General features: G+C 63.0%; 16 protein-coding genes and 4 pseudogenes. 8 read left to right on the forward strand and 12 right to left on the reverse strand.

Going from position 1 to position 18,277, the window contains the following annotated elements:
- Nucleotides 1–45 precede the first annotated feature (45 nt).
- Nucleotides 46–1,476 carry a short-chain fatty acyl-CoA regulator family protein gene (locus G6N41_RS26380; RefSeq protein ID WP_198966110.1) on the forward strand — a complete coding sequence of 477 codons (1,431 nt, stop codon included), beginning with the start codon at nucleotides 46–48 and terminating at the stop codon, nucleotides 1,474–1,476.
- A 50-nt stretch (nucleotides 1,477–1,526) separates the two neighbouring features.
- Here G6N41_RS26380 and G6N41_RS26385 read toward each other — a convergent pair whose 3' ends face one another.
- Both G6N41_RS26385 and G6N41_RS26390 read right to left on the reverse strand, forming a co-directional pair.
- Nucleotides 1,527–2,459 carry a TIGR03619 family F420-dependent LLM class oxidoreductase gene (locus G6N41_RS26385; protein ID WP_198966111.1) on the reverse strand — a complete coding sequence of 311 codons (933 nt, stop codon included), beginning with the start codon at nucleotides 2,457–2,459 and terminating at the stop codon, nucleotides 1,527–1,529.
- Nucleotides 2,456–2,926, reverse strand: coding sequence for a nuclear transport factor 2 family protein (locus G6N41_RS26390; protein WP_321573814.1), 471 nt, complete (start codon nucleotides 2,924–2,926; stop codon nucleotides 2,456–2,458). Before G6N41_RS26390 ends, G6N41_RS26385 begins: the two co-directional genes overlap by 4 nt.
- Here G6N41_RS26390 and G6N41_RS26395 point away from each other — a divergent pair.
- From G6N41_RS26395 to G6N41_RS26410, 4 genes and pseudogenes are all read left to right on the forward strand, one after another.
- Nucleotides 2,883–3,747: pseudogene (locus G6N41_RS26395) on the forward strand (IS5 family transposase). The gene G6N41_RS26390 and the pseudogene G6N41_RS26395 overlap by 44 nt on opposite strands.
- A 34-nt stretch (nucleotides 3,748–3,781) precedes the next feature.
- Nucleotides 3,782–5,287, forward strand: coding sequence for an ATP-dependent nuclease (locus G6N41_RS26400; RefSeq protein ID WP_198966112.1), 1,506 nt, complete (start codon nucleotides 3,782–3,784; stop codon nucleotides 5,285–5,287).
- Nucleotides 5,284–5,721, forward strand: coding sequence for a UvrD-helicase domain-containing protein (locus G6N41_RS26405; protein WP_198966113.1), 438 nt, complete (start codon nucleotides 5,284–5,286; stop codon nucleotides 5,719–5,721). The genes G6N41_RS26400 and G6N41_RS26405 overlap by 4 nt, the downstream gene beginning before the upstream one ends.
- Nucleotides 5,722–5,838: 117 nt before the next feature.
- The gene (locus G6N41_RS26410; RefSeq protein ID WP_259594333.1) at nucleotides 5,839–7,002 is read left to right on the forward strand and encodes a UvrD-helicase domain-containing protein; all 1,164 of its coding nucleotides are present in this window, start codon (nucleotides 5,839–5,841) and stop codon (nucleotides 7,000–7,002) included.
- Between the two features lie 15 nt (nucleotides 7,003–7,017).
- Here the strand turns inward: G6N41_RS26410 and G6N41_RS26415 are convergent, their stop codons facing one another.
- The 8 genes and pseudogenes from G6N41_RS26415 to G6N41_RS26440 all read right to left on the reverse strand — a co-directional run bounded on the left by G6N41_RS26415 (nucleotide 7,018) and on the right by G6N41_RS26440 (nucleotide 14,748).
- On the reverse strand, nucleotides 7,018–8,493 hold the full coding sequence (locus G6N41_RS26415) for a class I SAM-dependent DNA methyltransferase (protein WP_231608726.1): 1,476 nt from the start codon (nucleotides 8,491–8,493) through the stop codon (nucleotides 7,018–7,020).
- A gap of 36 nt (nucleotides 8,494–8,529) precedes the next feature.
- Nucleotides 8,530–8,952, reverse strand: a complete 423-nt coding sequence (locus G6N41_RS26420; protein WP_198966116.1) for a PIN domain-containing protein — start codon at nucleotides 8,950–8,952, stop codon at nucleotides 8,530–8,532.
- Nucleotides 8,949–9,050, reverse strand: a pseudogene (locus G6N41_RS29320) (hypothetical protein); the annotation flags it as partial. The gene G6N41_RS26420 and the pseudogene G6N41_RS29320, both read right to left, overlap by 4 nt.
- A gap of 540 nt (nucleotides 9,051–9,590) precedes the next feature.
- Nucleotides 9,591–9,806, reverse strand: a pseudogene (locus tag G6N41_RS29325) (hypothetical protein); the annotation flags it as partial.
- 150 nt (nucleotides 9,807–9,956) lie between these two features.
- The gene (locus tag G6N41_RS29330) at nucleotides 9,957–10,136 is read right to left on the reverse strand and encodes a DUF4357 domain-containing protein (protein ID WP_231608727.1); all 180 of its coding nucleotides are present in this window, start codon (nucleotides 10,134–10,136) and stop codon (nucleotides 9,957–9,959) included.
- Between the two features lie 27 nt (nucleotides 10,137–10,163).
- A complete protein-coding gene (locus G6N41_RS26430) occupies nucleotides 10,164–10,856 on the reverse strand; it encodes a GIY-YIG nuclease family protein (protein ID WP_231608728.1) in 693 nt (230 codons plus the stop codon).
- On the reverse strand, nucleotides 10,853–12,181 hold the full coding sequence (locus tag G6N41_RS26435; RefSeq protein WP_198966118.1) for a restriction endonuclease subunit S: 1,329 nt from the start codon (nucleotides 12,179–12,181) through the stop codon (nucleotides 10,853–10,855). The genes G6N41_RS26430 and G6N41_RS26435 overlap by 4 nt, the downstream gene beginning before the upstream one ends.
- Entirely contained in the window at nucleotides 12,178–14,748 is a 2,571-nt protein-coding gene (locus G6N41_RS26440; protein WP_231608729.1) for a type I restriction endonuclease subunit R, read from the reverse strand. The genes G6N41_RS26435 and G6N41_RS26440 overlap by 4 nt, the downstream gene beginning before the upstream one ends.
- A gap of 538 nt (nucleotides 14,749–15,286) precedes the next feature.
- On the opposite strand from G6N41_RS26440, the gene G6N41_RS26445 reads away from it, so the two are divergent.
- Nucleotides 15,287–15,544, forward strand: a complete 258-nt coding sequence (locus G6N41_RS26445; RefSeq protein WP_198966120.1) for a hypothetical protein — start codon at nucleotides 15,287–15,289, stop codon at nucleotides 15,542–15,544.
- A gap of 347 nt (nucleotides 15,545–15,891) precedes the next feature.
- A complete protein-coding gene (locus tag G6N41_RS26450; protein ID WP_198966121.1) occupies nucleotides 15,892–16,239 on the forward strand; it encodes a helix-turn-helix domain-containing protein in 348 nt (115 codons plus the stop codon).
- A 48-nt stretch (nucleotides 16,240–16,287) separates the two neighbouring features.
- Here G6N41_RS26450 and istB read toward each other — a convergent pair whose 3' ends face one another.
- Both istB and G6N41_RS26460 read right to left on the reverse strand, forming a co-directional pair.
- Nucleotides 16,288–17,100, reverse strand: a complete 813-nt coding sequence (gene istB, locus G6N41_RS26455) for an IS21-like element helper ATPase IstB (protein WP_198965366.1) — start codon at nucleotides 17,098–17,100, stop codon at nucleotides 16,288–16,290.
- A pseudogene (locus G6N41_RS26460) lies at nucleotides 17,097–17,357 on the reverse strand (IS21 family transposase); the annotation flags it as partial. The gene istB and the pseudogene G6N41_RS26460, both read right to left, overlap by 4 nt.
- A 46-nt stretch (nucleotides 17,358–17,403) precedes the next feature.
- Here G6N41_RS26460 and G6N41_RS26465 point away from each other — a divergent pair.
- Entirely contained in the window at nucleotides 17,404–18,276 is an 873-nt protein-coding gene (locus G6N41_RS26465) for an IS5 family transposase (RefSeq protein WP_407663850.1), read from the forward strand.
- The last annotated feature ends 1 nt before the right edge of the window (nucleotide 18,277 follow it).

An 18,277-nucleotide genomic window follows, 5' to 3' on the forward strand; every position in this document is an offset into this window, starting at 1 on the left:
CACCGGCGCGATTTTGCAAATCTTGTGAAAGGCGGTGCGCGTAGGGTGTCACACGTGCCAAAGACCTTCGCCGGGGCGCGGCTGAGGCGACTCCGCGAGGACCACGGGCTGACCCAGGTGGCGCTGGCACGCGCGCTGGGCCTGTCAACCAGCTACGTCAATCAGCTGGAAAACGACCAGCGCCCGATCACGGTCCCGGTGCTGCTCGCTCTTGCCGAACGTTTCGACTTGCCGACCCACTATTTCGCGCCGGACTCCGATGCACGGCTGGTCTCGTACTTGCGTGAGGTCTTCGCCGAGGGGCCCGCCACCCCGGCGCAGATCGAGGAACTGGTGGCCCGGATGCCCGCGGTGGGACAGACGCTGGTCAACCTGCATCGACGGCTCTACGACGCCACCGCCGAGCTCGAAGCGCTGCACAGTCGCGCCACCGCCGACGTTTCGGCGGTGTCCGGGCAGCCGATGCCGTTCGAAGAAGTCCGCGACTTTTTCTATGACCGAAAGAACTACATCGGCGAGTTGGACATCGCCGCGGATGAGATGTTCGGCCGCCACGGGCTGCACCTCGGGGGGCTTGACGCGCAATTGGCGCGGCTGCTCGGCGACAACCTCGGCGTCACCGTGGTGCTCGACGATGGGCAGTCGCTAAACCCCAACTCCAAGCGCATGTTTCAGCCAGAGTCCAAGACGCTTTACGTGGCTCGCTGGCTGCATTCCGGCCAGCGCGCCTTTCAGCTGGCCACGCAGATCGCGCTGCTGACCCAGGCCGACCTGATCACCGGCATCATCGCCGGTGACGATCAGCTCAGCGATGAGGCGCGGGGGGTGGCCCGCATCGGTCTGGCCAACTACTTCGCCGGAGCGTTGCTGCTGCCCTACCGGCCGTTTCTGGACGCGGCCGCAAGCACGCGCTATGACATCGATCAACTGGCACGCCGATTCGAGGTCGGCTTCGAGACCATCTGTCACCGGCTGTCCACCCTGCAGCGCCCCAACGCCCGCGGGGTCCCGTTCATCTTCGTCCGCACCGACAGTGCCGGAAACATCTCCAAACGCCAATCCGCCACGGCATTTCACTTCTCCCGAGTCGGCGGGAACTGTCCGCTGTGGGTGATTCACCAAGCGTTCGCCCGGCCCGGTCAGTTCCTGACCCAGGTGGCCCAGATGCCCGATGAGCGGACCTATTTCTGGATCGCCCGAACCACCACCGCCGAGCCCAGCCGCTACCTCGGACCCGGGAAGAGCTTTGCCATCGGCCTGGGATGCGACCTGGCCCACGCCGACAAGCTGATCTACTCCGTCGGGGTCGACCTGACCGACACCGAGGCGATCGCCGCCATCGGCGCGGGCTGCAAGATCTGCGATCGCCCCTCCTGCCCGCAACGCGCTTTCCCCTACCTGGGCCGCCCGGTGCGGGTGGATCCGCACACCAGCACCGATCTGCCTTATCCGCCGGCGATCAGCACAGAGCGCTAGGGTGCCCTCTCGGCTGAGGCGACGAACGTTGGGCCCCGGCGCAAGTAGCCTCAGCCGCCGGTGGCGGCGCGCACCGCTTCGACGACGGCGTTGATGTCGCGTTCGCGGTTTTCCGGCGCGAGTGGCCAGTGGGTCATCCTCAGCTCGGTGACGCCCGCGTCCCGCAGCGTTTTTGCCCGCTCGGCCACGTCGGCCAGGTCGGGTCGGCCATCCGCATCAGCTTTGACCCGCAGCGCGCCCGCTACGCCGAAACCGTTCGGGTCGCCACCGGCATGTGCCACCGCCGCGCGCATCCGCGCGATTCCCGCGGCGACATCGCGCGCGTCGGGACCCCAGGGAATCCAGCCCGCTCCGAAGCGCGCCAGCCGGCGGGCGACGGCCCGGTTGACCGTCCCACTCACCCAGATCGACACTCCCCCTGGCTGCGCGGGCTTGGGCATCTGATGGATCCGCTCGAAGTTCAGCCCCGCAGACTCAAAGCTGACCTCGTTCTCCCGCCACAAGCGCTGACACACTTCCAGGGTCTGATCCAGAACCGCCCCGCGGCGGTCGAAGTCGACACCGGCGGCCTCGTATTCCTCGCGCTGCCAGCCCACGCCCACACCGATGTCGATGCGCCCACCTGACAGCACATCCATGGTGGCCAGGGTTTTCGCCAGCACCGCCGCGGGCCGCAGCGCGGCGAGCAGGATGTTGGTGCCCAACCGGATTCGTTCGGTGCGAGCGGCAAGATAAGTCAGCGTGGTCAACGGCTCCAACCAGTGGCCGTCCGGGCCGGTGGGCTGGCGGCCACCGGCGGTTCCCCCCGTCGCGGGATTTGCGTAGGCGTCCATGTGCGTGCCGAACGCGATGTGCTCGGAAACCAGCACTCGATCAAACCCACAGCCCTCGAGAAGTTGCGCCCAGTCGGTCAGGTGTTCCCAGCTCGGTGGCGCCTCGGCCGAAAATGAGGGGATCCCCATCGACAGCTGCACCGAAGTCATGCCCCGCCTTCGGTGATCGACACGGGACGGTCCTCGGTGGCATCGATAGCGACGGTGCGGTGCGAGATCCGCCACGCCCCGTCGCTGCCGAGCAAATACCGGTCCAGGTAGCGGATGTACATCACGTGGTTACGCCAGGCACCCTGCTTCTCACTGAAATGGTTCGCGGTGCAATAGACTTCGCCGCTGGCCGTCTGCCCTTCGATGACGTAGAGGCTTTGCGCCACCAGGTGTACGGTGCGCGGGAAGCGTGCCACGATGGTGATGATCCCCGCTAGCTCGCTGTGACCGGTAAGCAGTGCGGGTTCACGTCCGGGGCGGTGGATTCGCATCGTCGCATCGGGGGTGAACACCTCGATGAGGGCAGCACTGTCTAGGGCGTGTCTGCTTAATGTGAATGGTGTTTTGGCTGATGCTGTTTGGGTGATGCGGACGCATGCGATTTCTGATGATTTGTGGTCGCTGATCGTGGCGGTGTTGCCTGCGGGGCGGCGGCGTGGCCGGCCGTGGAACGATCATCGACGTACTCTGGAGGGCATTATCTGGCGTTACCGTACGGGATCTCCGTGGTGTGACCTGCCCGAGCACTTCGGTCCCTGGCAATCGGTGGCCGAGAGGCATCTACGCTGGTCGGTCGATGGCATCTACGCGCGGATCTTCGCGGCGATCGCCTCTGACCTCGACGCCGAGGACGCCGACCTGGGCGCACTGTTGTCGGTCGATTCGACCAGTGTGCGCGCCCACCAACACGCAGCCGGAGCGCGCCCGCACAGGGGATCTGTCGAATTACAAGAAATATCTCGATGAGCCCGATGACCACGCCATTGGGCGTTCCCGCGGCGGGCTGACTACCAAGATCCACGCCTTGACCGACCAGCTGTGCAGTCCGGTCACCCTGGCACTGTCGGCCGGTCAAGCCGGTGATAATCCGATGCTTTGGCCATTGCTGGCCGCCCGGTGCAGCAACTCATACGCCCCGTTTCGCCTGCTGGCGGACAAGGCGTACTCCCATGACTCGACGCGGGCACAGCTGCGCCGGCTCAAGATCGCCCATACCATCCCCGAGCGCAGCGACCAGATCACCCGCCGCAAAGCCAAAGGCCGCAACAGAGGACGGCCTCCGGGGTTCTCAGGCCGAATCTACAAGCACCGTAACACCGTCGAGCGAAGCTTCAACCGGCTCAAACACTGGCGCGCGGTCGCCACCTGCTACGACAAATACGCCCTGACCTACCTCGGCGGTGTCACCCTGGCCGCCATCATCACCTACCACCGCGTCCGCAATTAGCAGACAGGACCTAGACGCCGGGGAGCAAGCCCGGATGGTGACATGCCTCGCGCCGAACATGGGGCCGGGAGTTGCGAAGATCCGGCTTAAGGGATCCTTCGGAACGACTGGCCGAATCCGAACGCAGTGGTTCGGCGGTGACTCCCAGCAAACGGACGTCGAGCACCACGCCCGGGACGCGGTGAGGTTCGTGTATCTGCACCCGCTGCGCGATGCAGCCGCCGATCTGAGGCCGGGACGCGACAATAAGCTGATCCCACTAATTGGCTCACTTGCCCCGCCAGACCATCCCGATTACCGAGCAATTATCGATGCAGCAAGCCTGGCCAACGCGGCGCTGGACAAAATCCAGACGATCATCGACGCCCGGAGTCACGTCGCTAACCGCCTGAACGCGATGACGGGGCCCGGCCGATTCGCGCAGCACAGCGGACTCGCATTTGAGGACCCGAAGTTCGAGCGGGTCGTCGGCGCACTGCGCGCCAAAATCGGCCAGCATGCGGCCCTCGAGATGGACGAAAATGGCTTGGGTTATAGCAACTTGTTGTACATGGCCGTCTTGCTCGCGGCGATCGCGGACGCACCGGTGACAGGTGAGGAACCCACGCTGCGCGTGTTATTGGTCGAGGAACCTGAGGCGCACCTACACCCGCAACTGCAGGACCTGCTGATGCGCTTCCTAGAGAGCGAGGCGGTCGGCCCGACGCAAGTCATCGCAACGACCCACTCCCCAACGTTTGCGTCATCGGCGCGCGTCGAGCGACTTACCGTACTTGCGCGAGGCGACGAACGGGCGAAGCCCGTCGCTCGCCTACCGAGAGATTTCGGCTTGGACGACAAACAGCTGGCTTACCTGCGCCGCTTTCTGGACGTCACGAAGGCGTCGCTGTTCTTCGCGCGCGCAGTGATACTCGTGGAGGGCGTTGCAGAGCAGCTGCTGGTGCCGGTCATCGCCGAACGAATCGGACGGCCGCTGGCCCCCAATGGCGTAGCCATCATCAATATCGGCGGCGTCGCCTTTCCACCCTTCACAGACCTCTTCGGCACTGACAAGTTGCCCTACCGACTCGCGGTCGTTTCCGACAGCGATAGTCAGCCCTCGGCCGACGAACTGGCAGGAGAGAACGAAGCGCTGTCCCCACGTGCAGCTGCGCTGGCGGACCGTGCGGGCGACAATGTGATTGTCCGGCTCGCCGAGAGGACGCTGGAGTGGGACTTAGCGATGGCCGGCAACAGTGCGGTGATGTTGGACGCGCTGGCGCAGGTCAAGCCAATCGCCGGGCCACGGCTCAAGTCCGAAATTGACGATGCGACCGAGGTCGACCGCGCCAACGGGATCCTCGACAAGGTCAAGAACGTCAAGGGCCGTTTCGCACAGGAACTCGCCGAACTGCTAGCAGACGAGGATCAGCCGCTCCAAGTGCCCACCTATCTGCGTGAGGCAATCGAGTGGGTGACAGAGCCTGAAGCTGCAGAAGTGGTCGAGCGCGAGGCCGAGATCAGCGCGATCGGCGCGGCCGTTGGTGAGAGCGATGAATGATCCTTACTGACCAGCAACAGTTGGTGGTCGACGCGGATGGCAACTTCCTCCTACTCGCATGTCCAGGTTCGGGCAAAACGCGTTCGGCGGCCGAGAGGACCGCCCGGCTGATGCACATGCCCGGCGTGAAGGTGGCGGCGTGCTCCTACACGAATGTGGGTGCCGAGCGGCTCGGGGCGGTGCTCGCAAGCGACCTCGGGATTATGTTGTTGCACAATAACTTTCTTGGCACCATTCACAAGTTCCTGCTTCGGCACGTTGTCCATCCGTTCGCCCACCTGCTCGGCGCAGAGCGGGGACCGTTCATTCACGAGGATGACAGCTGGCCACAAGTCCGCGTTCACAATGACAACGCGCAGCGCATTGGTATCGACTGCTTCCGACGCACACCTGATGGCCGACTGGTTGTCACAGACAAACCACCCAGCGTATGAGGAACTTCGGACGAGGTCGTAGCTTCGGTGCGCGATGAGGTGTTGCGGCGCAAGGGTGACATCTTCCGCCGGACCGGCTCACTCACCGCTGATGATGCGATGTAGGTTGCACTGCGCCTGCTAGGAGAGCACCCAGAAGTGTCGGCGGCAGTCGCCGCCCGCTTCACCGAGATACTCCTCGACGAGGCGCAAGATACTTCCGAGCTGCAGCTGGCCTGCCTTGAGGTGCTTCATGCAACAGGGAAGCTGGAGTCGCTCGTCCTGGTTGGTGACCTCGAGCAGTCCATATATTCCTTCCAGGGCGCTAGCGCCGCACGCTGCCAGAAGCTTGCCGATGACCGCAGCCTACGAGTGCTGACCCTCACCCAGAATCACCGCTCCTCACAACGCATTTGCGATGTAGCGGTCAACTTCTGCAGCCGTACCCAACCGGATACGGCAGTCGGGCCCCATGCTGACTGTGAGATCCAGCCGGAAGTCGTGCTGTACCCCGCGAAAGACCCCGCCGCGACGATGGAGATCTACCGAGGACGGCTCGCTGAGCACGGCCTCGCGGTCGAGGACGCTACGGTGCTTGGCCGAAATCGGAAGATCGTTGATGCTCTGAACGGCCAGACGTCAATCTTTAAGTCGAGCGATCGCCAGTACATCATCGGACAACTCGCCGCGCGACTTGCTGCCGGGACGCTGACTGCCAGCCACGTCCGAAAGGCCGAGCGGCTCTTGGCGTACTGTGCGTGGGGCACCACGGCGATCGCAGGTCTGGCCGACCATGAGCGCTCCGACTTGAGAAGAGCCGTGTCTAACCTGTTCGATCTGCTGCCGGCCCTTGAGGGCGATCTGCGTTCGTGGTTGATCGCGGCGCGTAGCGTCCTGCAGGGGGTGGCCGCGACGCTCACGGCTGGGGTCAAGCACACCGGAGGACGCGCAATCAGAGTCAGTGCCGGATTCGCGAATTATCATGCCGCCGAGGTCTTCTCACCGGCACCCCGCGACCTCCGGGCGCGAACGGTGCATTCATTCAAGGGCGAAGACAGCGATGCGGTCATGGTCGTGGTCCGTCGTCCACATCCGAGCGAACCGACTTCTCAGATGGAACTTTGGGAAGCCGCGGTCGCTGGGACACAAGTCGATCCCGAGAAGGAAGAGGAGCGCCGAGTGCTCTTCGTCGCCCTAACGCGAGCGCGACGTTACTGCCTCGTGGCGCTTCCGAACGATGCGCGTGGACGAGTAGTAGCGGCTGCGTGCGATGCTCTCGGATTTAGATCGGCGCAATCCTGACCTGCTGAACACCAGTCAGGTTCCGGCGGCGTCTCCGTTCGCGGCGGCTTCGAGGGCCGCCGCTACCGCCTCGAACTCCGCGAGCGCGGCGGTAAGGTCTTCCACGATCTCTCTGGCGATGATCTCGGGCGCCGGCAGGTTGTCGGCGTCTTCGAGCGACTCGTCACGCAACCAGGTGATATCGAGGTTGACCTTGTCGCGCGCGATGAGTTCCTCGTAAGCGAACGATTTCCATCTCTCCGACGCGACACGTTCGTCACGGGGCTTTCCGCTGAGATAGGAGTCGACGAACTCGTCGAGGTGATGGCGGCGCAGCGGGTTCTGCTTGAGGGTGAAGTGCTGGTTGATGCGCAGGTCGTAGACCCAGAGCTTGGTCGTCCACGGCTGCTCGGAGGCCGGCTTCTTGTCGAAAAAGAGCACGTTCGCCTTCACACCTTGGGCGTAGAAGATGCCAGTGGGTAGGCGGAGCATGGTATGTAAGTCGAAGTCGGCCAACAGCTTTCGTCGCAATGTCTCGCCGGCGCCGCCCTCGAAGAGAACGTTATCTGGAAGGACGACGGCGGCGCGGCCATTGATGTCGAGAATGGTCATAATGTGCTGCAGGAAGTTGAGCTGCTTATTGCTGGTCGTAACGACGAAGTCCTGCCGTTCGATCTCGATATCCTCGCGCACTTCCCGACCATCCGCACCGACCATCGTCAACGACGATTTGCGGCCGAACGGCGGGTTGGTCAGCACTACCGACCAGCGCCGGCCAGGGTCGGATATGAGTGCGTCACGAACATCTATCAGTGAGTCGCCGTCGGCGGTTCCGATGCCGTGGAGCAGTAGGTTCATCGCGGCCAGACGCGCTGTCCCGTCGACGAGTTCATAGCCGGTGACGAAAGTGTCACGCAGGTGCTTGCGCTTCGTCGGGGTCAGGTTCTCAGCCCCTTGCACGGCGTGTTCGTGGGCGACCACGAGGAAGCCCCCGGTGCCACACGCCGGGTCGACGACCATGTCGGCAGGTGTGGGGTCGATGACGTCGACCATGGCCCGAATGAGGTCACGTGGGGTGAAGTACTGACCCGCACCCGACCCCTTGTCGGATGCGCCCTTGGAAAGCAGTGCCTCGTACGCGTCGCCCTTGAGATCTGTGCCCGAAACCGACCAGTTTTCTTTGTCGATCAAATCCACGATGAGGCGTTTGAGCTTGGCCGGATCCTGAATCCTGTTCTGCGCCTTGCGGAAAATCGTGCCAAGTGTGCCCGGCTGCTGCGCCAGCCCGACGAGGATCTTCGTGTATTCGACCTCAAGGTCCGTTCCCTCGGCATCCAGGAGCTTCTGCCAGGAATACTCGTCCGGAACGATCTGCTGCGGGTTGAGCTTTCTTGTCGCCCGCTCGTGTGCCATCTTCAGGAACAGCAGGTACGTGAGTTGTTCGGTGTACTCGATGACGCCAACGCCGTCGTCGCGCAGGACATTGCAGTAGCCCCAGAGTTTGTCGACCAAGCGCCGGGAATCAGACAAAGTGGTTTGCCCTTCTAATCAGCTTTGCACGAAAAGATTTGGCGCGCCCTGGTAGATCCCGTCGCCGGCCAGTAGATCTAGCCGCTTGGCGATGGCACATGCGGCGATCCATCGATCGCCGGTGTGCTCCCTGCCGTGTAGAGGGTGACCGAGCCTTCGGCATTCGCTGACGAGAAGGGCGTACGCATCTACGACTTCGTTGTCGGGGCGAATGGTGGGCGTCCGGTTGAGGGTCTCAATCGTCGTTGCCATCCGCGGCCCGCCCCAGCGGGCGCTTCGCGCACCGGCAAGCACCTCAGCCCTGGTCTGGAAGGAAATGAGTACACGCCGCCCCGTCAGGTATTCGCGCCAGCCAGGGACGCGCGGATCAGGGCTCGCGTGGCGAAGGTAGGTCAGGCTGAACACATCGGTGTCGACTACCGTCGCCGCGATTTCGCTCACGAACGCGCTGCCTCAAGGAATGCCGCAAATTCGTCGTCGGTGAGGTCGAGCCCGCCATTTGGGTCTGGTCCAGGAGCGCTGGACAAAATCTCTTCGAGGGTAACGACTTTGGGGCCGACATACTCGGCTGCGGGATCGTCCGCTGGAAGCACGCGCGCATTCTGAAGAGCGACAAGCCGGCCAGACGCATGTTGTATCCCGGTCCCTTGCGCAACCACCCACTGGCCAACGAGTTGTGCTGCGACGGTATCGTTTTCGACACGCTTGAGATCGACCGTGTGATCTACGTCGTCACGAAGACGGAACTCGTGCGACCGTAGATCCACCTTCTCGAGTCGGCCGGCGGCGGTCATGACCGTTCCTGTGCGGACACGCGTCGGTGTCCACGTTTCGACATGCATCGCCGACGCCGCAATCCGCACCTCCGGCCGCGAAGGCGTGCCGAGGATTACCGTCGGCGCCGCCGCTTGAATGGCGTTGACCAGCTTGCCGACGCTCTCCGCGATCAAGTCAGTCGTCCAATCGGGGCGACGATCCTCGCCCATAGCCCGCACAATCTCCCACAAGCGGTCATCCGCTAAGGCTTGTTCGGTCAGGTCGACGTCGAGTTTGTCGCTCGGGCCCTTGCTGAATCGGAGGACAGTGCTTCCAGGCTCAACCGCATGAAGCCGCAGTTGCGAAAGCTCCTCCATGAACTGCTTCGTGCGGCCGGGTCCAGGCGTATTGATTACTTCGCAGTTGATTCGAGTCGTCAACTCCTGCAAGGCAGTCGCGAGGGCGGCTAGGTCCTTGACCGGAATCTCGCCGTTGGGGGCGGGAGCGTCAACAAGACGGAGCTCGATCTCCTTCATCATCGCAGCTACCTCCTCAGTTCATGCTCCGACTGGTCGTCATCACGGTATAGCGCAAGATGTCGAAATCAATTCTTCCCTCACCAGCAACAACGCTCTCACTCATGATCTCAACACGCTCTGACAAGCCGCGTCTGCGCGGCGACGTCAGCATTACTCGATACCTCGGCTTTCCCACTCACCGAAGGTCCCCTCCGCCGAGATCCACTCGCGGCGCCCGTTGCAGGAACGCCCGAGAGCGACAGCGCCCGCGGTCGATGGGGACGAGAACACGATGTTGCGAGTCACGTGACCTTGGCCGCCCTCGATCGCAATGGCGCCGCCGGCGACCAACTGCTCGTGTTGGGCCCGGTAGGAGGCTTAGGCCTTCATGGTGCTGTCGGCCTTGCCGATGCCGTGCCAGGAGGCGACGACGAGTGAGCCAGCAAGCACTGTGAACTCCCCGTCTATCTGCTGCGCCTGAGCATCAACGCCAAGCTTGATATGTCGGAGCCGGAAGATCGGCGATTCTGTGGCTTCGGTGGGCAGGCGGCTCGAGGATTTGGGCAAAGGGACCCGAATTGCATTGACGCCGAGCACTGGCAGGACTATCTGAAGCTGGGACACGAAATAATCCATGTCGGAGGCATCCGCCTCTGGCAAGGCTGGAACTAGGGGCGCGGTGTTGTTCTCCAGCGTCACCCGACCGGCGCGTGTTGCCAACAGGATCAGCCGGGACTCCAAGTAACGGCCGTGAGCTTTGGTTAGGTTGGTGTCTTTCGACGTGATGACCACCACCCGATCCCAGAAGTCCTTGTCGCGCTGGTGGTATCGCAGGCGATCGGCGACGATATCGGCCTCGCCGATGTAACACCGGGTGTTGCCCACGGCTGCCTCGTCGTCACCCAACAAGATGTAGGCACCGGTGCGCTGGGCCTCGTCGCGCTTGACGAGATCGGCCAGGTCTGAACGGCTGGCGGACAGAACATGTCCGGTCCAGTTGGTGATCTCGGCCGTCGTCAATCCGCCGGGTGTGCCATCGACGAGAAACAGCTTGATCTGCTTGCCGCTCACGCGTGGACCAACTCTTCTGGGGGCGACGAGCCGAGTTCCGCACTGCTCAGTCGACCCGAGAAGGCGTTAGCCAAGAAAGAGCGTCGCAGCGCGTCGGCTCGTATCCGAGCCTCAACTAATGCCCCCTCTAGCCGGTCGTACTCAGATTGCCTCTCGCGGATAGCAGTCACGATGCGCTCAGCTTCGCCCGCGGCAGGAACGATCACGGGCATCTTCCGCATCATGCTGAGTCTGATGGACGCGAGATTTACGCTCTGCTTGCCGTTGCGCTCGGCCCAAGGTCCGCCAATTGTGTTCGCTGTCATTGACAAAAAGAATGGATCGAGCCGAGGCTCGCGGACACGTGCCCTGAAGACATGATTTTGGTGAATACATTCGTCGATCTGGTTCTCCCAGACCCAGCCACGGGCTAGCTTGTCCCGGTCGCCGCCTTCATTGAGCAGGACATCGCCTTTCATCAGCCTCAAGGCATCTGCCTTGGCCGGTGGCACCCGAATCGTCACGACGTCATCGAGTTTCAATCGCCCCCTTTGGACGTTTGCAACTCGCAGATACGGCACCTCGACGAACGCGGGATTTCCTTGTTTACTTGCGTCCTTAGTGACGCCACCTACGACATCAGCCACATGCCCGAGTCGCGCCCACGACCAGCCAACCCGCAGTGATGGAAGCTGTCCGTCTGCAGTCCCGACTTCCTCAAGCGTCGCGTCTGCGCGATCGGTGACATTTGCTGCTGTTAAGGCATGAACAATAGTGCGTACTCGGAGGGCGTTGAGTTTATTAAGGTTCTGCGCCAAGCCACGATTCGCAACATCGAGGCGGGAGAGGTGGTCTTCTAGCAGATCGACGATGCGGCGCTGCTCCGCAATTGGCGGCACAGGCGTCGGCCATGTCGCCAACCGAGCGCGCCCGAGATGGTGGATACCGACGCCCCGTGAGTGCTCGACAAATTTGCCGACGAGCGCCTGATATCGGAAGTAGTGCAAGAGGAACCTGGGCTCGTGCTCACGTGGACGCACTCGAATCAACGTGTTCTGAAATGCGCAGTCCGGTATCTCACCGGACCAAATCGCTGGCTTACCGACTTCGCCAGGGCTACCCGACGCTTCACCTAGAACGATGTCTCCTGGTTTGAGGCGGTACGTGGCCAGCTCCTCGCCGGTAAAGTTCATCGACTTAACGTCGTCAAGGCTGAGTCCAGACCAGGTCACGTTCGCCGCGCGAAGGTATGGCCGCATCGAGTCGCCCTGGTGGTTCTTCGGCGAACGCTGGCGACCAAGCCGTACTTCCGCGACTTCGGAGAGCGGGCGGACCGGCCAGTTCACGCGGTCAGCTCCGCATTCAACTCTTCAATCAGCTCGCCGGCACGGTAGCCCAAATCCCGCAACGCTCCATCGGTACCGCCACGCTCAATAAACGGCGCGTCGTCCAGGTCTTCCACCCTGATCCCCGCCGAGTTGGCGATCACCGACACCATCCGATCCAGCCACCAGCGCTCAGTGTCGTTGAACACCACACCAGCCTGTTCCTGTTGCGTTAACCACGCCGCGTATTTCTCCCGCACCCGCTCACCGTAGGGAACGAGTTCGTCGTCGACGCCGATGGTGTAGCGGATCAGCGGAACGAGATCCGTGAGGGTGTGCGTGGGGCACTTACGGACCCTGGGCGCGTCGATCGCAGCATAGGCGTTCCAGATGATGTCGGGAGTCCAGTTGTGCGGCGGCCGAGCGATGCGGACAGCGAGCCCCTGGATGTAGGAGAAGTCGACTCGCTGCTCGCCTGCCTCGTAGGCGACCTGGATAGCGGTGATTTCGTCGCGGTGCTCATCGAGATAGGCCCGCCACGACTCCACGATCGATCGGGCGCGATTCGTGTCGACCACTCCCCCGGCATCGACGAGTTCGTCGCTGCTGACGTCATCGATGACCCGATCGTGGGCGGTGCGGAGTTCGAGTATGCGGTTGCGTAGCTCGGGGTTAGCAGCAACCGGCTCGATAGCACGCTCGATCGCCTCGGCCGATCCAGTGGACGGCTCGACAGCGTCCACGAGTGCCCTAACTATGTCGCGGACGGGTTGGCCGGCAACCTCATCGAGTTCCCGCCGTTCCTCATCGGTAAGCGCAAGTTCGAGTTTCGCCAACCGCGACGCGAGGGTTGCTGCTTCATCTTCGGTCAGGGTCAGGGCAGCGGCCTTATCCAAGAGCTTCTTGAGGCTGACCGACTTCTGCCGGTTCAGTGGTGGCTCGACGAATGGGTGCTCGGTGACGCCGATGGCGTCGACGATGACGAACCGGGTCTTGTTGTCTGTGTCGGGTGTGACCGCCCGAAAGTCCGCCGAAGCAATCGTGCGCGAACCACGGCCCTTCATCTGCTCGAAGTACTGCGCGGAGCGCACATCACGCATAAAGAACACGCACTCCAGCGGTTTGACGTCGGTGCCGGTGGCGATCATGTCGACGGTCACCGCCACCCGCAGCGATGGGCTCGTCCGCAGCGCCTGGAGTTGTTCCTTGGCGTTGCGCGCGCTGTAGGTGATCTTTGCCGCGAAATCGTTGCCTTTGCCAAACACCTCGCGGACCTGCGTGACGATCTCCTCCGCATGGTTGTCGTCCTTGGCGAAGATCAAAGTCTTTGGCACCGTGGAGCGTCCCGGGAAGATGTCGCTGAAAAGCCGATCGCGGAAAGTTTCCAGCACGGTACGGATCTGATCAGTGGCGGTGACGGCACGGTCAAGGTGGGCAGCACCGTAATCCAAGTCGTCGTCAAGGGTTTCGAGTCTCTGTTCCCGCGTGCGGCGGTCCACCTTCGGCACAACCGTCCCCGCTTCGATGCGAGAACCCTGCCCGCTGATCCGGGTGCGGATCCGGTAGATGTCGAAGTCCACATTGACGCCGTCGGCGACGGACTCGGGATAGGTGTATTCGGAGACCAGGTTCTGGCGGAAAAACCCGAAGGTCTGCTTGCCCGGGGTAGCGGTCAGACCGATGACGTGGGCGTCGAAGTACTCTAAGACGCCGCGCCAGACTCCGTAGATACTGCGGTGGGCCTCGTCGACGATGACCAGATCGAACGTTTCCGGTGGCAGGCCGTCGCTGTAGGAGACCGTGACGGGGGTGTCCGGGGCGAAGTCATCGAGGTTGGGATCGTCGGCGTCGCTGACTTCGCCGTCGTTGAGGAATTTGTAGACCCGCTGGATGGTCGAGATCGTGACTTTGCTCGAACCGAGTAGCCCGGCGCTGGACAGCTTGGTCACGTTATACAACTCGGTGAAGCGGCGACCGTCGTCGGGCGTGCGATAGTTTTGAAACTCCTCCAGCGTCTGGTCGGCGAGGTTGTTGCGGTCGACCAGGAAAAGAATCCGGTTGAAGCCGCTGTATTTCAGTAGCCGGTACGACTCGGTGACCGCGGTGTAGGTCTTTCCGACCCCGGTGGCCATCTGAACCAGCGACCGGTCCGACTGCTGATCGGCCAGACTCTTCTCGACTCCATTGATGGCTTTGATCTGTGCTGGGCGCAGCGGGCCGGTATCCAGGGCCGGGAGATCGCGAACCTTGGCGCGCCAGGTCGGGCGCTCCGGCGAGGCATCGGCGTCACGCAGGATGCGGGCCAACGTCGCCGGCTTGGGGAAGTTGAAGATTAGACGTGCCCGCGGATCGGGATCGAAACCGTTGGTGAAGTGCGTCTCCGCTCCCGACGCCTCGAACACGAACGGCAGCCGACCATCCCGGGTCTTGGCAGCAAGCCGCACATCAGCCGGCAACCCGTCGGCGTACATGGCCGACTGCCACTCAACACCCGACAGGGGCGTGCCCATTGGTTTGGCCTCTATGACGCCGACGACGGCCTTGTCCACGGACAGCAGGTAGTCGACCCGGCCGTGCTCGGGTTTCATCACGACCTCTCGGACGGCGATGCCCTGTCCTGCGAAGAGATTCAGGTCTTTTCTGTCCTGGACCTTCCAGCCTGCCTGGGCCAGTTGCTGATCGATACGCACACGGGCACGCGTCTCCGCGGGAAGAAGGCCGGCACGATCCTCATTAATCATCGCGTGGCAAACGTTACCTACACCGACGCAATCCCAGTCAGAAATCCGTACGGCCAATACCGTGCCGACTCGATCGGCACGCCCTGTCCACGCCGAACACAGGTACTCCCTGCAGTTAGGCCGCCCTAACTCGACTCGCCTCCAACACATCACACCTCTTGCACTCAGGGTAACGAAACGATAACGCAATTTCGTCCGTATCTAACTACACAGCGTGCACTTACCATTGTTTGCATGCCCATGAAGCTATGCCCGCGATGCAGCGCGGAGATACCGAACAGCACGTGGCCGCCGAAGCCCGGCCGTCCCTCCATCTGGTGTTCGCAGCAGTGCCGGCGAGCGGCCTATGAGGAGCGACGCGCAGCAAAAAAATGGCGCCGTCGCCGTGCGGATCGAGGTAGTCGAGAAACCCGTCGAGCGCATTGTGGAACGTGTTCGGGTCGATGCAAAGCAGATTCCGTCCAACCCCGCCGAAGCCGCCCAGATCGTGCTGAATTCGCCGCGAGCATGCCGCACTGTTCTGGAGGCGTTGGCCGCCGCAGCGGACTCGGGACAACTGAACGCCGCGGCGCATGCCCCGACGCTGCGGGCGGCTCAACGATTGCTGACTTCGCTGAGGAAGGCACGCCTTCTCAATGGCTAGAGCGCGACTCACTCGACGCTAACTCAGTGCCCAGTAAAGCCAGGGCCGCGATCGGCCAATCCCGGCACACCCGGCGAGCAGATCCGCCGCCTCGTCCGCGTCAGCACCGCGCCACGCGGAATGCCGTTGCGAAGCGGCACGTTTCGCGATGTTGTACCCCGTCGCGGGAATTGGCGGTAATTCACCTGTGCCGCAGTAAAACTCGACAGAGAAATATTTGCGTGACCGTCGCGCGAGGCTCATGAGCGGACTTACCGTTTAGACATGAGACGACGCGCCACGGATCGCCGCTCGGCGCAGCCCGCCGAAACGGCTGCCGGTGGGCAGCGCCTTTTCGGTGCGTCAACATGAGCTGGGAAGCCCTCGCGTGGGCGAAAGACTCGGACGTCGCTCAACCGGTGGCGAAGTTCATCCTCGTCCTGCTGGCAAACAAGGCGGATGAAAACTTCTCCTGCTATCCGTCGATCCGCACGCTGATGGCTGAATCCGGCGCCGGAAGAAGCACGGTCTTGCGCGCGCTGAGCTTTCTAGAGACTAGGGGCTTCATGTCTCGACGCCCGCAATTCCACGATTCCGGTGCCCGCCGCTCCACCCGCTACTACCTGAATCACCCTCGGGCACCACATCTTCCACCCGGTCCCGATGCGGGACCCCCTCGTCCCGTGTCGACACGGGGGTGTCAATGGCCAAGTTGAAGTATCCGCTGGTGGCCAGATAGAAGTATCCACCCCGGGCGGTAGTTCCTAGGTTGGTGTGGGTTGCTCCTTCCGGTGCTGGGCGTCCTTCATGCGGTAGGAGTCGCCGTCGGTGATGACGAGGGTGGCGTGGTGTAGCAGGCGGTTGAGGATGCTGACTGCGGTGGTCTGCTCGGGCAGGAACCGGCCCCATTGTTCGAAGGGCCAGTGTGACCCGATGGCCAGGCTGCGGCGTTCGTAGGCGCCGGCGACCAAGCGGAACAGCAGTTGGGTACCGGTGTCATCGAGTGGGGCGAAGCCGAGTTCGTCCAAGATGATCAGGTCGACCCGCAGCAGCGATTCGATGATCTTGCCGACGGTGTTGTCGGCCAGGCCGCGGTAGAGGGTCTCGACGAGATCAGCGGCGGTGAAGTAGCGGACCCTGAGCCCGGCGTGGATCGCCGCGGTCCCCAACCCGATCAGGGTGTGGGATTTGCCGGTGCCGGCCGGGCCGATGATCGCCAGGTTCTGTTGGGCCCGTATCCATTCCAGACTTGACAGGTAGTCGAAAACCTTCGGCGGGATCGACGAGGCGGCCACGTCGAAGGACTCCAACGTTTTCGAGACGGGGAACGCGGCGGCCTTGAGTCGGTTGACGATGTTGGAGGCATCCCGGGCGGCCAGTTCGGTCTCGACGAGCGTGCGCAGCACTTCCTCAGGAGTCCAGCGTTGGGTCTTGGCGGTCAGCAAGACCTCGGGTGCGCTGCGCCGCACCGCGGCCAACTTCAACCGCCGCAGCCCGGCATCCAGATCAGCGGCCAGCGGCGGCAACGACGGCGGCGCCACGGGTTCGACGGCAGTCGTTGGTGATGTCGTGGTCATGAGATCACCTCGTCATCGGCTCCGACGGGTCCGATCTTGTAGGCGTCCAGGGAACGCATCGGGGCGACCGGTAGGTCCAGAATCAGCGCATCCCCGGCAGGGCGGGGTTGTGGGGTTCCGGTGCCCGCGGCCAGGATGGAGCGCACGTCGGCGGCCCGGAACCGGCGAAACGCCACCGCCCGGTGCAGCGCCGCGATCAGCGCGTCGGTGCCGTGGGCGGCCCCCAGGGCGAGCAGGATCTCCAGCTCTGCGGCTAGGTCCTGTCTGCTTAATGTGAATGGTGTTTTGGCTGATGCTGTTTGGGTGATGCGGACGCATGCGATTTCTGATGATTTGTGGTCGCTGATCGTGGCGGTGTTGCCTGCGGGGCGGCGGCGTGGCCGGCCGTGGAACGATCATCGACGTACTCTGGAGGGCATTATCTGGCGTTACCGTACGGGATCTCCGTGGTGTGACCTGCCCGAGCACTTCGGTCCCTGGCAATCGGTGGCCGAGAGGCATCTACGCTGGTCGGTCGATGGCATCTACGCGCGGATCTTCGCGGCGATCGCCTCTGACCTCGACGCCGAGGACGCCGACCTGGGCGCACTGTTGTCGGTCGATTCGACCAGTGTGCGCGCCCACCAACACGCAGCCGGAGCGCGCCCGGGCGCCGCACAGGGGGATCTGTCGAATTACAAGAAATATCTCGATGAGCCCGATGACCACGCCATTGGGCGTTCCCGCGGCGGGCTGACTACCAAGATCCACGCCTTGACCGACCAGCTGTGCAGTCCGGTCACCCTGGCACTGTCGGCCGGTCAAGCCGGTGATAATCCGATGCTTTGGCCACTGCTGGCCGCCCGGTGCAGCAACTCAGACGCCCCGTTTCACCTGCTGGCGGACAAGGCGTACTCCCATGACTCGACGCGGGCACAGCTGCGCCGGCTCAAGATCGCCCATACCATCCCCGAGCGCAGCGACCAGATCACCCGCCGCAAAGCCAAAGGCCGCAACAGAGGACGGCCTCCGGGGTTCTCAGGCCGAATCTACAAGCACCGCAACACCGTCGAGCGAAGCTTCAACCGGCTCAAACACTGGCGCGCGGTCGCCACCTGCTACGACAAATACGCCCTGACCTACCTCGGCGGTGCCACCCTGGCCGCCATCATCACCTACCACCGCGTCCGCAATTAGC

Source organism: Mycobacterium shottsii, from assembly GCF_010728525.1.
Classification (GTDB): domain Bacteria; phylum Actinomycetota; class Actinomycetes; order Mycobacteriales; family Mycobacteriaceae; genus Mycobacterium; species Mycobacterium marinum.

Excerpts from the sequence above, each read along its gene's own strand:
- G6N41_RS26385 (WP_198966111.1), bottom strand. The coding sequence starts at position 2,459 with ATGACTTCGGTGCAGCTGTCGATGGGGATCCCCTCATTTTCGGCCGAG.
- G6N41_RS26400 (WP_198966112.1), top strand. The coding sequence starts at position 3,782 with ATGGTGACATGCCTCGCGCCGAACATGGGGCCGGGAGTTGCGAAGATC.
- G6N41_RS26405 (WP_198966113.1), top strand. The coding sequence starts at position 5,284 with ATGATCCTTACTGACCAGCAACAGTTGGTGGTCGACGCGGATGGCAAC.
- G6N41_RS26440 (WP_231608729.1), bottom strand. The coding sequence starts at position 14,748 with ATGAAACCCGAGCACGGCCGGGTCGACTACCTGCTGTCCGTGGACAAG.
- G6N41_RS26450 (WP_198966121.1), top strand. The coding sequence starts at position 15,892 with ATGAGCTGGGAAGCCCTCGCGTGGGCGAAAGACTCGGACGTCGCTCAA.
- istB (WP_198965366.1), bottom strand. The coding sequence starts at position 17,100 with ATGACCACGACATCACCAACGACTGCCGTCGAACCCGTGGCGCCGCCG.